General features: G+C 71.8%; 10 protein-coding genes. 6 read left to right on the forward strand and 4 right to left on the reverse strand.

Features of this window, described 5'->3' with window-relative positions; translation table 11 throughout:
• The 3 genes from AOK23_RS37285 to AOK23_RS37295 form a co-directional block, all read left to right on the forward strand.
• A partial coding sequence (locus tag AOK23_RS37285; protein ID WP_240496734.1) for a carboxymuconolactone decarboxylase family protein occupies positions 1 to 441 on the forward strand: 441 nt, incomplete at its 5' end.
• Positions 442 to 537: 96 nt separating this feature from the next.
• A complete protein-coding gene (locus tag AOK23_RS37290; protein ID WP_055716920.1) occupies positions 538 to 1173 on the forward strand; it encodes an MBL fold metallo-hydrolase in 636 nt (211 codons plus the stop codon).
• Positions 1174 to 1236: 63 nt separating this feature from the next.
• On the forward strand, positions 1237 to 2016 hold the full coding sequence (locus AOK23_RS37295; protein ID WP_055716914.1) for an exodeoxyribonuclease III: 780 nt from the start codon (positions 1237 to 1239) through the stop codon (positions 2014 to 2016).
• A 19-nt stretch (positions 2017 to 2035) separates the two neighbouring features.
• Here the strand turns inward: AOK23_RS37295 and AOK23_RS37300 are convergent, their stop codons facing one another.
• On the reverse strand, positions 2036 to 3796 hold the full coding sequence (locus AOK23_RS37300) for an SGNH/GDSL hydrolase family protein (RefSeq protein WP_055716915.1): 1761 nt from the start codon (positions 3794 to 3796) through the stop codon (positions 2036 to 2038).
• A 165-nt stretch (positions 3797 to 3961) separates the two neighbouring features.
• Between AOK23_RS37300 and AOK23_RS37305 the strand changes: the two genes are divergently transcribed.
• Together AOK23_RS37305 and AOK23_RS37310 are read left to right on the forward strand one after the other, a co-directional pair.
• On the forward strand, positions 3962 to 4426 hold the full coding sequence (locus AOK23_RS37305) for a DUF6278 family protein (protein ID WP_055716916.1): 465 nt from the start codon (positions 3962 to 3964) through the stop codon (positions 4424 to 4426).
• A gap of 217 nt (positions 4427 to 4643) precedes the next feature.
• Positions 4644 to 5387, forward strand: coding sequence for an amino acid ABC transporter ATP-binding protein (locus AOK23_RS37310; RefSeq protein WP_055513694.1), 744 nt, complete (start codon positions 4644 to 4646; stop codon positions 5385 to 5387).
• A gap of 157 nt (positions 5388 to 5544) precedes the next feature.
• On the opposite strand, the gene AOK23_RS37315 is transcribed toward AOK23_RS37310, so the two are convergent.
• Complete coding sequence (locus AOK23_RS37315; RefSeq protein ID WP_055716917.1) at positions 5545 to 7137, reverse strand: CocE/NonD family hydrolase; 1593 nt, start codon at positions 7135 to 7137, stop codon at positions 5545 to 5547.
• A gap of 147 nt (positions 7138 to 7284) precedes the next feature.
• Entirely contained in the window at positions 7285 to 8040 is a 756-nt protein-coding gene (locus tag AOK23_RS37320) for a hypothetical protein (RefSeq protein ID WP_055513626.1), read from the reverse strand.
• 218 nt (positions 8041 to 8258) lie between these two features.
• Between AOK23_RS37320 and ggt the strand changes: the two genes are divergently transcribed.
• Positions 8259 to 10067 carry a gamma-glutamyltransferase gene (gene ggt, locus AOK23_RS37325; RefSeq protein ID WP_055716918.1) on the forward strand — a complete coding sequence of 603 codons (1809 nt, stop codon included), beginning with the start codon at positions 8259 to 8261 and terminating at the stop codon, positions 10065 to 10067.
• Here the strand turns inward: ggt and AOK23_RS37330 are convergent.
• The gene (locus AOK23_RS37330; protein WP_055716919.1) at positions 10064 to 12646 is read right to left on the reverse strand and encodes an ATP-dependent Clp protease ATP-binding subunit; all 2583 of its coding nucleotides are present in this window, start codon (positions 12644 to 12646) and stop codon (positions 10064 to 10066) included. The two genes, ggt and AOK23_RS37330, sit on opposite strands and share 4 nt — an antisense overlap.
• Between the last annotated feature and the right edge of the window lie 193 nt (positions 12647 to 12839).

Genomic DNA, 12839 nt, shown 5'->3' on the forward strand with positions numbered 1-12839 from the left:
GTCGACGTGCGCGTCGCCGAGCACCTCGCGGCGGACCTTGAGCCCGGCGTCGTACGGATCCGGTCTGCCCATCGCCTCCGGCTGGACGGCGGCCGGGGCGATCTCGGCGACGCGCACGTCGACCGGGCGCTGGCCACGGCGGACGAGTTCTCCGGGGACTTCCAGGAGTTCATCACCCGCTACGCCTGGGGCGAGATCTGGGACCGGCCGGGTCTCGACCGCCGCTCCCGCAGCTGCGTCACGCTCACCGCCCTCGTCGCCGGCGGACACCTCGACGAACTCGCCTTCCACACCCGGGCCGCCCTCCGTAACGGGCTCACCCCGAACGAGATCAAGGAAGTCCTCCTCCAGGCCGCCGTCTACTGCGGCGTCCCCGCCGCGAACAGCGCCTTCAAGGTCGCCCAGCAGATCATCCGAGAGGAGACCACCCCCGAGGAATGACCCCGGCAGCGGGCCCGCGCAGGTCGGTGACCTGGCCCGTGGAACACCGGCGAGCGGGCCCTCGGGGTCCCGCGGGGGCAGGATGGAGTCATGACCATGAAGCTCACGAAGAAGTCGCATGCCTGCGTCCGTCTGGAGAAGGGCGGACGCACGCTCGTCATCGACCCCGGCGGGTTCAGCGAGGAGGACGCGGCAATCGGCGCGGACGCGGTCCTGGTCACGCACGAGCACCCCGACCACTTCGACGAGGGACGGCTGCGCGCGGCCCTGGAGGGCAACCCGGCCGCGGAGATCTGGACCCTGCGCTCCGTCGCCGAGAAGATCTCCGCCGCGTTCCCCGGCCGGGTGCACACCGTCGGCCACGGCGACACGTTCACCGCCGCGGGCTTCGACATCCAGGTGCACGGCGAGCTGCACGCCGTCATCCACCCGGACATCCCCCGCATCACCAACGTCGGCTACCTCGTCGACGGCGGTCGGGTCTTCCACCCCGGCGACGCCCTGACCGTCCCCGACCACGCCGTGGAGACGCTGATGCTCCCCGTGATGGCCCCCTGGAGCAAGATCTCCGAGGTCATCGACTACGTCCGCGAGGTCAAGCCGCAACGCGCCTACGACATCCACGACGCCCTCCTCACCGACCTGGCCCGCCCGATCTACGACCGCCAGATCGGCGCCCTCGGCGGCGCCGAGCACCTCCGCCTCGCCCCCGGGACCTCGGCGGACCTGTAGGGGACCTGGGGCGGGGGACCGGGCGGGACGGCGTTGTCGGACCCGCCCGGTAAGTTGTGGGGCATGCGTATCGCCACCTGGAACGTGAACTCGATCACCGCCCGCCTCCCGCGGCTCCTCGCCTGGCTGGAGACCAGCGGCACGGACGTGCTGTGCCTCCAGGAGGCCAAGATCGCCGAGGACGCCTTCCCCTTCGACGCGCTGCGCGAGAGGGGCTACGAGGCCGCGGTGCACGCCACCGGCCGGTGGAACGGCGTGGCGGTGATCTCCCGCGTCGGCCTGGAGGACGTCGTCAAGGGCCTGCCCGGCGACCCCGGCTACGACGGCTCCGTGGAGCCCCGCGCGATCTCCGCCACCTGCGGCCCGGTCCGCGTCTGGTCGGTGTACGTGCCGAACGGCCGCGAGGTCGACCACCCGCACTACGTGTACAAGCTCCAGTGGTTCGAGGCCCTCAAGGCCGCCGTCGCCGGTGACGCCGCCGGCAGCCGCCCCTTCGCCGTCATGGGCGACTACAACGTGGCCCCCACGGACGACGACGTGTTCGACGTCGCCGCCTTCGAGGGCGCCACCCATGTCACCCCCGCCGAGCGCGCCGCCCTAGCCTCCCTCCGCGAGGCCGGCCTCTCCGACATCGTCCCGCGCCCCCTCAAGTACGAGCACCCGTTCACGTACTGGGACTACCGCCAGCTGTGCTTCCCCAAGAACCGCGGCATGCGCATCGACCTGGTCTACGGCAACGAACCGTTCGGGAAGGCCGTGAAGGACGCGTACGTGGACCGTGAGGAGCGCAAGGGCAAGGGCGCCTCGGACCACGCGCCGGTGGTGGTGGACCTGGACGTGTAGCGGCCCCGCGGACCGCCGCTCAGAGCAGCCGCAGATCCACCGACTCGGCCAGCGCGGCGAGCCCCGCCTCGCCCGGATGCAGATGATCACCGCTGTCGTACGCGGGAAGCATCCGCGCCGGCCGGTCGGGGTCGCGCAGCACCCGGTCGAAGTCCAGCACCCCGTCGAACGTGTCGTTGCCGCGGATCCACTCGTTGACCGCGACCCGGTGGGCGTCGGCGGCCGCCGTGCAGCGGGCCTCGCCCTCGCACGGCGCGATCGTCGCCACCAGCATCCGCAGACGGCGTGCGTGGCCCCGGTCGGCGATCTCCCGCAGCCCGTCGATGACCTGGTCCGCGGTGCCGCCCCAGCGGACGTCGTTGACGCCCTGGAAGACGACGGCGGTACGGGCGGACGTCTGGGCGAGGACGTCGCGGTCGAGGCGGTGGAGGGCGCTGACCCCGCCCGAGTCGGTGGAGACACCGTCGCCCGGATAGCGGTCGGTGACCACCCGGTTCGCGGAGATCCCCTGGTTGAGGACCCCGTAGTGGGGGACCCGGCCCTGCTGCCGCAGCCGGTCCGCCAGGACGTCCGGCCAGCGGCGGTTCGCGCCCACGGTCGTCCGCTCCCCGTCGGTGATCGAGTCGCCGAGGAGGACGACCGACCCCGGCCCGCCTCCCACGTCGACGCCCGTCAGCAGCGGCCAGGTCGTGATCGTCGACGTGTAGGGCGCCGCCGACCCGTCGCCCGCGTGATCGCCCGGCTCGCTGACGTACGAGGTCTGCTGGGCCAGCCGGTGCACGGGCGCGGCCGGCACCGTGCCGGGCAGATGGAAGCTGACCAGCAGATCCGTGTCCGGCGGCACCTCGAAGCCCAGCGGATCACTGAACGCCTGCGCGCCCGCCGGGATCCCGGTGCCCGCCCGGCCCCCGAACGACAGCGGTACCGGAGCCCCGAGAGCGGCGGCCCCCTCCGCCCGCAGGGCCACCGTCGCGCTGCCGACCCGTACGGGCGCCGACGCGAACGTGTTGTCGAGCCGGATCCGCACCCGGGGCCCACCCGCCGAGGTGTGCACCACCAGCCGAAGGGTGCGGTCGGTCCATGGGCCGACGGCGGTGTAGCCCGAGGTGGAGGCCGCCCAACTGCCGGTCCAGCCCTGTGACTCGGGCCGCACCGACAGGGCGAACACATGCAGGTCCCGGTCGCGCGGCAGCGTCACGGAAGCCACCTGCCGGCCCCGCACCAGGGGCACGGTGACGACGTACAGCCGTGCCTTCTCGGCGAGTTGACCGCCGGGCGTGTTGATGTGGGGGAGGGCGACGGCCTTGGTGGCGAGCGGGCCGGTGCGCCAGTCGGGGGCGGTCAGCCGGTACGAGGAGCGGGCGCCGCCGGTGTAGCGGACCGTCCCGGTGCCGCTCGCGTCGGCGCCGCCCGTCGCGGCGACCAGGAAGGCGAGAGCGTCGCCCCGGCCCCGTACCCGGACGGACTGGCCGTCGGCCCGTACGTTGTCCGCCTCGCCCGGGGCGCGGTCCGGCCAGGTCAGACGGGCGCCCTGGACGGTCAGCGCACCGCCCGGAGTCCAGCCCGCCGCCGTCAGGTCCCGTGCCGAGAGCGAACCGCCCGAGCCGTCGAAGTCGGCCTCACCGGGCCGGGCGTCGTCACTGACCGCCCGGTTGTCGAACAGCCGTGCAAGCGGGACCGGTTCGCCCGCGCCGCCGGTGGCGGCACGGGCCGAGGCGACGGGGGCGACCCCCGCCAACAGGCCCAGTACGACAGCCGTTCCCCAGACGCGTCGACGCACGCGCGACCCTCCCGTTCCCCTGATGACGACGGATGCGCCACGAAACTAAAGAGGCGTCAGGGACCCGTCAATGAGGCAGGCGCGAACCGGGCGCGAACTCCGGGCGAACAGGCGGTCTCCGCGCGCCTGTGGTGCGAAGGGCGGTACGAATGACACTCTGACCGCATGTACATCCCTTTCCTGGGCAACTGGCGCAAGAAGCATGGGCACGCCCTGGGAGTCGCGGTGATATCCGCCGGCGAGGACGAAGGGGACGACAACAGTCAGGAACGCCACGAGCGCATCGCCGCACTCCTCTCCGAATGCGAGCTGCTGCGCGCCCAGGCCCAGCAGGCAGGGGTCGAACTCGACGACTCGGCGGACTCGTTGGAGGCGCTCGACCAACTCGTGCCGCGCTGGCGCGACGACGAGGAGACCGCGACCTGGCTGGGCAACGACGCCGGGCTCTACCTCGGAACCGTCGTCGTCCGCACCGTTCCGGGCGCCCGCTGGGAGATCTGGCCGGGCGGCCAACCCGTGGTGCGGCTCGCCTCCGGACGGGAGATCCACGTGGTCGAGGCCGGACACGAATGGGCCGACAACGGCGCACCCGAGCTGTCACAGCTGTACGCCGAGATCGCGGAGGGGTGAGCGTTCCAGGGGCACCGGGGCACCGGGGCACCGGAACATCGAGGCATCCGGGCGGCGGGGCATCCGGGCGGCGGGATGGCGAGGCCGGCCCCGGCCCCGTGCCTGACAATACGGCTAATCCCCGACGGTGCGTGTCGCGTACGGAGCCACCTCGCGTGCGGATAGTTTGCGGCACCTGCGACACGACACGGCCGAGAGCGAACAGGGCGGGCAGGGCATGGCTGTCGATCCGCTGATCGAACTGCATGGTGTGAACAAGTACTTCGGGGAGCTGCATGTCCTCCAGGACATCGAGCTCACCGTCGGCAGGGGGGAGGTGGTCGTGGTCATCGGCCCCTCGGGGTCGGGGAAGTCGACGCTCTGCCGGGCCATCAACCGGCTGGAGGCCATCCACTCCGGGGAGATTTTGCTCGACGGGCAGCCGCTGCCCGCGGAGGGCAAGGCCCTCGCGGCGCTCCGCGCGGACGTCGGCATGGTCTTCCAGTCCTTCAACCTCTTCGCGCACAAGACGGTCCTGCAGAACGTGTCGCTCGGTCAGGTCAAGGTGCGCAAACGGAAGAAGGAGGACGCCGACCAGCGCTCCCGCGCCCTCCTCGACCGGGTCGGCCTGGCCGATCAGGCACCGAAGTACCCGGCACAGCTCTCGGGCGGCCAGCAGCAGCGTGTGGCGATCGCGCGGGCGCTGGCGATGGAACCGAAGGTCATGCTCTTCGACGAGCCCACCTCCGCCCTCGACCCCGAGATGATCAACGAAGTCCTCGAAGTCATGCAGCAGTTGGCGCGCGAGGGGATGACCATGGTGGTCGTCACCCACGAGATGGGCTTCGCCCGTTCCGCCGCCAATCGGGTCGTCTTCATGTCCGACGGGCGCATCGTCGAGGACCGCACGCCGGACGAGTTCTTCACGAATCCGAACAGCGACCGTGCCAAGGACTTCCTCTCCAAGATCCTCAAGCACTGACCGCCGCCGCTGGACCGGGCGCGGGCCTCGACTACGATGAGCGGTTCCTCCACTTGGGGGTGACCGAGGCCGAGGACTCCATCCCGGTCGCACAAGGGGACGCTGCTGCCAGGCGCGCAGTAGCCAGGGGCCAGGCCCGCCCGGCGGCAGCCGGAGATCACTGCTCGCGCAGCGGGATCGACACGTACGACGGGTCGTTCGGCGGCGAGGAGAAGGTCAGCTGCGCGCCGGACGGGTTGTGCTCGATGTAGAGCGGGTCGACCGTGTCGACGACCAGGGCGAGACGGTGGCCCGCCGGAACGTCGTAGGCCGTGGAGAACAACTCCAGGTCCACGCCGAACGGCTTGCCGGGCGTCTCGCCGTGGAAGGTGTACGGCGCGTGGCTGACCAGCTTGCCGAGGCCGAGCGGGCCCACGTCGTACAGATAGGCGACGAGGGTGCCGCTCTCCTTGGTGGCCGTCACCGTGGTGTGCAGCTCGGCGGTGCCCCGCACCCGCTGCGGGGTCCGGTACTTCTCCGACTGCCACACGGCCGCCCAGCGGCGCGGCAGCAGCGGGATCGAGGCCACGGGCGGCAGTTGGACGACCTGGTCGAGGACGCTGGACAGGAAGACGACCCCGCCGTTCGCGCCCGAGTCGACGTTCGCGTGGATCGTGGTGCCACTCGCGAGGGCGATCTTCTTGCGGGTGGCGGTGACCGACTTCCAGTCCGGATAGCCCTCGAAGGCGCCGCCGGTACGGGACTTGAGCCGCACGGGCTGCTCGTCGTCGATGCCGTTGGCCTGGCCCCGCAGATAGTGGTCGAACCAGCGCCGGGTGTCCGTCCACACGTCGTTGGGCAGCCCGAACAGGCCCGTCAGCTCGGTGGTGGCGTGGTCGCCGGGCCGCAGCTCCAGGCGCTTGGGACCGGTGAGCTTCTCGTAGAAGTCGGCGTACTGGTTGGGCGGGAAGATCGAGTCGCCCCAGCCGTTGGCCAGCATGACGGCCGTGCCGTTGGTGTTGAGGGCATCCACATACGTCTCAGGGGAACGTTTCTTCCCCCACTCGATCATGTCCTGTTCCTTGGTCAGGTTGGACGCGTAGAAGTTCTTGAAGATCTCCTGGACCTCGGGGCTCTGACGCCCCGTGATCCGGCCGGCGCCGTCCAGCAGACCGGCCGCCTGGAGGTGCTGGGTGCGCCCGGAGTAGATGGAGTCGATGAGGTCGGCCCAGCCGCTGAGCGCGGCGACCGCCTTGACCCGCTTGTCGTGCGCGGCGGTGAGCAGGCTGATGCCCGCGCCGTACGACAGCCCCGCCATGCCCACGCGACGCGCGTCGGCCGGGGTGTGGGCGAGCGCCCAGTCGATGACCTTGGACGCGTCGGCTATGTCCGGTGGCCCGGCGACTTCTATGTAGCCGCCGGACTCCCAGAAGCCCCGTACGTTGTAACTGACCACGACATAACCGGCCTTGGCGAGCTGCTGCGCCTGGGCCAGGTACTCGACCTGCGGCAGCCCCCAGCTCGTGGGGAGCACGAGCAGCGGGTAGGTGCGGGATGCGTCGGCGGGGGCGACGACATTGGCCTTGAGGACCGTGCCGTCGGCGCCCGTGATGTCGACGAAGCGGGTGGTGGGGGAGTCCGCCGAGGCCGCCTGGGCGGCGGGGGCGAGTCCGAGGGCCGTACCGGCGACCAGGGTGGCCGCCACGGCCCCCACGGTGGTCGTGCGCAGGGCCCTGGCCGTGCGCGATGTCCTGCCGTGCGGGTGTCTCACGGGTCGCTCCTCACTCGTGTCAGTGCAAAGTGACCCGACGGTAACCGCCGTGGCTTACCAGAGGTAACTCCTCGGTAAGTTACGTGACGGTAACAGTTGGCGTGAACGCGTCGGCGGGGCTCGCCCGTCCCGACCTGTGAGCCCGTCCTACGAGGCCCGGTGTGTCGCCTTGGCCGGGAGCGCCGCCGGCGGGGTCTGCGCGGCGCGGGTGACGTCCGCGACCAGTTCGACGACATCGGGGCCGTACGCCTGGGAGTTGACGACCTTCAGCAGGAGGACGAAGTTGCCGGTGCCGTACTTGCGGTGGAGCCGCTCGTGGTGGCGGGCGAGGTAACGGGTGGCCGCCTGGTTGGTGATGGCCCGCTGGCCGCAGAACAGGAAGACCGGACGGGCCTGGTGGGGCTGGCCGGTGGTGAGCCGGGCCAGCAGGACGTGCTCGGTGACCCCGGGCTCCAGCCGGTAGGTGTCGTCGCCGATGTGGAAGGCCGCCCGGTCGGGGCCGGGCTCGGGATCGGTGTTGAAACGTATGCCGGGCAGCATGGCCCCGATGTGCGCGGCCATCCGGCGGTTGGAGACGGGCCCGCCCACACAGAACTCGGTGCGTTCGCCGAAGCCCTGCTGAGCCGCGTCCTGCGTGATCATCTGAGCGTGCGCACCGCAGTCCTTGATCAGGGCGGACAGCTCCAGCAGCGCGAACACGTCGAAGCGGTGCACCGCCATGTCCGCGCTGGACGGATCGCGGTTGACCACCAGCAGCGACTCGGAGTTCTCGGGCAGCCCGAAGAACGCCTGCTTGCGGCGGAGCCTGCGCTTCCACAGGTAGGTCCGGACGAACCAGCCCAGCGAGGCACTGATGCCCGCCGCGATCACGCCGAGGACGATATTGCGCACGTCGTCATTCATGGCCGCGCATGGTAGCGGGCGCGACGGAACACTGTCCGAATCCCTGTCCGATTCCTTGGTCGGCTCCGCCCGGCCGCCCGCTCGGCCACCTGTGCGGATCCCCCCTTACGGCGTCCTGTCGCGGACGGGTGACGGGACAGCCAGTTGGCCGAGACGCCGCTGACGGCGGGACAGCGGCCACGTTAGTCTGCGCGAACGGTCGTTGACTGGAGGTACGGATGCGTCTGCGTCGCCCTGTCGCGCGGAAACTGACGGTTCTTGCGGCGGTGTCCGCCGTGGTGTCGGTGGGGGCGGCGGCGCCGCCGACGTCCGCCGCGACGGACCCCGTCGAAAAGGTGCCGGTCGCCGTCGGCTACGGCGGTGCCGTCGCGAGCGTCGACCCCGACGCCTCGGCCGCCGGGATCGAGGTCCTCAGGAAGGGCGGCAACGCCGTGGACGCGGCCGTCGCGACCGCCGCCGCCCTCGGCGTCACCGAGCCGTACTCGGCGGGCATCGGCGGAGGCGGCTACTTCGTCTACTACGACTCCGCGAGCCGCACGGTGCACACCGTCGACGGCCGCGAGACGGCGCCGCTCAGCGCCGACGAGAGCCTCTTCCTGGAGAACGGCACGCCCATCCCGTTCGCCGAGGCGGTGACGAGCGGACTGAGCGTCGGCACGCCGGGCACGCCCGCCACCTGGCGGACCGCGCTGCGCAACTGGGGCAGCAAGCCGCTCGCCAAGCTGCTCAGGCCCGCCGAGAGACTCGCCCGCGACGGCTTCACCGTCGACGCCACCTTCCGCTCCCAGACCGCCGCCAACGAGGCCCGGTTCCGCAACTTCCCCGCCACGGCCGACCTCTATCTGCCCGGCGGACAGCTGCCCGTGGTCGGCTCGACGCTGAAGAACCCCGATCTGGCCCGCACCTACGCCGAGTTGGGCCGCGAGGGCGTCGGGGCGCTCTACAAGGGCGACATCGCGCGGGACATCGTCGCCACCGTCAACAAACCGCCCGTCGACCCCGCTTCGGGCTACAACGCCCGCCCCGGCGACCTGACAACCGCCGACCTCGCCGCGTACCGCACCAAGAACCAGGCGCCCACCAAGGCGTCGTACCGCGGACTCGACGTGTACGGCATGGCCCCCTCCTCCTCCGGCGGCACCACCGTCGCCGAGGCCCTCAACATCCTGGAGCGGACCGACCTGTCGAAGGCGAGCGACGTCCAGTACCTGCACCGCCTCATCGAGGCGAGCCGTGTGTCGTTCGCCGACCGGGGCCGCTGGGTGGGCGACCCCGCCTTCGAGGACGTACCGACGAAGGAACTGCTGTCGCAGCGGTACGCCGACTCCCGCGGCTGCCTGATCAAGGACGACGCGGTGCTCACCAGCCCCGTCGCCCCCGGCGACCCGCGCCACCCGGCGGCCTGCCCCACGGGCGGAACGACCGCGCCCACCACGTACGAGGGCGACAGCACGACCCACCTCACCGTCGCCGACAAGTGGGGCAACGTCGTCTCCTACACCCTCACCATCGAGCAGACCGGCGGCAGCGCCATCACCGTGCCGGGCCGTGGCTTCCTGCTCAACAACGAGCTGACGGACTTCTCCTTCACCCCCGCCAACCCGGCCGTGCACGACCCGAACCTGCCGGGGCCGGGCAAGCGGCCGCGCTCGTCCATGTCACCGACGATCGTGCTCGACAAGCACGGCAAGCCCGTGGTGGCGCTCGGCTCGCCCGGTGGCGCGACCATCATCACCACCGTGTTGCAGACCCTCACCGGCTTCCTCGACCGGGGCCTGCCGCTGGTCGACGCCATCGCCGCACCCCGCGCCAGCCAGCGCAACCAGACCACCACCGAACTCGAACCGGGCCTGTGGAACAGCCCCCTGAAGGGACAGCTCGAAGCCATCGGGCACGCCTTCCGGCAGAACCCCGAGATCGGCGCGGTCGCCGGTGTCCAGCGACTGCCCAACGGCAAGTGGCTGGCCGCCGCAGAGACGGTACGCCGCGGCGGCGGCTCGGCCATGGTGGTGCACCCGACGCGCTAGCCCGCGTCTCGTCCACCCGGAGCGGGCGGCGTCGTCGTACGGAAGGCGAGCCGCCCGTCCTCCGTCTCCACCCGCACCCGGCTGCCGGACGGCAGACGGCTGTCGAGGAGCAGCCGTGACAGGGGGTTGTCGACCTCCCGCTGGATCGTGCGGCGCAGCGGTCGGGCCCCGTACTCGGGCTGGTGGCCGTGGCGGGCGAGCCAGTCGACGGCCTGCTCGGTGAACTCGATGCCGATGCCCCGCGCGTGCAGCCGCTGCCGGGTCCGTTCGAGCAACAGGTCGGTGATGCGCCGCAGTTGCTCTGCGGTGAGCTGCCGGAAGACGACGATCTCGTCGACACGGTTGAGGAACTCGGGCCGGAAGTGCTCCCGCAGCGGCCTGAGGATCCGCTCGCGCCGGTTCTCCTCGGCCGCCTCGGCGCCGCCCGCCCCGAAGCCCAGCCCGGCGCCGCGGCGCGTGATCGCGTCCGAGCCCAGATTGCTCGTCATGACGATCACCGTGTGGGTGAAGTCGACCGTGCGGCCCTGGGAGTCGGTGAGCCGGCCGTCGTCGAGGACCTGGAGCAGGATGTTGAACACATCCGGATGGGCCTTCTCCACCTCGTCCAGCAACAGCAGCGCGTACGGGTGCCGCCGCACGGTCTCGGTGAGCTGCCCGGCCTCCTCGTGGCCCACATAGCCGGGCGGCGCGCCCACCAGCCGGCTGACCGTGTGCCGCTCCTGGTACTCGCTCATGTCGAGGCGGACCATCCGGTCCTCGCTGCCGAAGAGGGCCTCCGCCAGCGCCCGGGCCAGCTCCGTCTTGCCGACGCCGGTCGGGCCGAGGAAGAGGAAACTGCCGATCGGCCGGTCGGGGCTGGACAGACCGGCGCGCGACCGCAGCACCGCGTCGGCGACCACGCCCACCGCCTCGTCCTGCCCGACGACCCGCTGGTGCAGATGCTCCTCCAGCCCCAGCAGCCGTTCCTTCTCCTCCTGGGTGAGGCTGCTGACGGGGATGCCGGTCCGCCGGGACACCACCTCGGCGATGTCCTCGGCGGTGATCCCCAGGCTCTGCCCGTCGTCGGCCCGGTCGCCCTCACGGCCCTCGGCGAGCCGCTCGTTCAACTCGGCGATCCGGTCGCGCAACCGCGTCGCCTGCTCGTACTGCTCACCCGCGACCGCCTGGTCCTTGTCACGGGTCAGCTGCTCGATCTCCCGCTCCAGGGCCCGTAGATCCGTCCCCTTCGTGCGGGAACGCAGCCGCACCCGGGCGCCCGCCTGGTCCATCAGGTCGATGGCCTTGTCGGGCAGCCGCCGGTCGGTGAGATACCGGTCGGACAGGTCCACGGCCGCCGTCAGCGCCTCGTCGGTGTAGCGGACCTGGTGGTGGGCCTCGTACCGGTCGCGCAGCCCGCGCAGGATCTCCAGCGCGTCGGCGGCGGACGGCTCGGAGACCAGCACCGGCTGGAACCGGCGGGCCAGCGCCGCGTCCTTCTCGATCCTGCGGTACTCCTCCAGGGTCGTCGCGCCCACGATGTTCAGCTCGCCGCGCGCCAGCGCCGGTTTGAGGATGTTGCCCGCGTCCATCGCGCCGCTCTCGCCGGAACCGGCGCCCACGACGGTGTGCAGCTCGTCGATGAACACGACCAGTTCCTCGGAGTGCGTCCGTATCTCGTCGACGATGGTGGTCAGCCGCTCCTCGAAGTCGCCCCGGTAGCGGGTACCGGCGACCACCCCCGACAGGTCCAGGGCGACCACACGGCGCCCGGCCAGCACATCGGGCACGTCGCCCTCGGCGATGCGCTGCGCCAGCCCCTCCACGATCGCGGTCTTCCCGACGCCCGCCTCGCCGATGAGGACCGGGTTGTTCTTGCCCCGCCGCGACAGCACTTCGACGGTCTGCTCGATCTCCTCGTCCCTGCCGATCACCGGGTCGATACGGCCCTGGCGCGCCTGGTCGGTCAGATCGCGCCCGTACTTGTCGAGGGTCGGCGTGGCCGCGCGGCGCGGCAGCTCCGACTGCGGATACAACGGGCGCGGCAGTCCGGGCTGGGTGCCGTTCGGCGGCGGCTCGGACGCCTCGGGCGGCAGCGACGCGGCCGACAGGCGCGCGGCGTTCAGGATGTGCCCTGCGGCGGAGTCCGGGTTGCCGGCGAGGGCGCTCAGGACGTGTTCGGGGCCGATGTATCCGGAGCCGGCGGCACGGGCCAGCTCATGGGCGTCCAGCAGGGCCCGTTTGACCGCCGGCGTCAGGGCGAGTGACGCGGGCGCCGGCCCCTGGCCGGGTTTGTGCCGGGCCGGGCCCGACCGCTCGTCGATCTCCCCGGCGAGCGCGTCCGGATCGGCGCCCGCGCGGGCCACCAGACTCCGGGTCGGCTCGGCGGTGAGCGCGGCGCGCAGCAGATGCTGGGTGTCCAGGTCACTGCTGCCGTGCTGCGCCGCGTACGCCGCCGCGTCCGCCACCAACTGCCGGGCCTGGCCGCTCATCAGCCGCCCGATCTCGATGCGCTGGGGGCGCGGCCCGCCGAAGAAGCGTGCGAAGAACTCACTGAAGGGGTCCGGACCGTAGCCCTCGGGCCCCGGGAATCCGCTGTTCATTGGCACGCGAGTGCCCTGTCGCTGCGCGGCTACACCCGGGGGCGTCGTTGGGGTGGGGGTGCGTGGTCGGGTGCAGGTTCGTTGTGGTTGCTCGCGCAGTTCCCCGCGCCCGCTGAAGGCTTGGGCCTGCGGCCCGCCTTCATCGGAAAAGCACGGGGCCGCAGGCCCCTGCTTTTCCAGGGGCGCGGGGAAC

Source organism: Streptomyces torulosus, from assembly GCF_001419765.1.
Classification (GTDB): domain Bacteria; phylum Actinomycetota; class Actinomycetes; order Streptomycetales; family Streptomycetaceae; genus Streptomyces; species Streptomyces torulosus.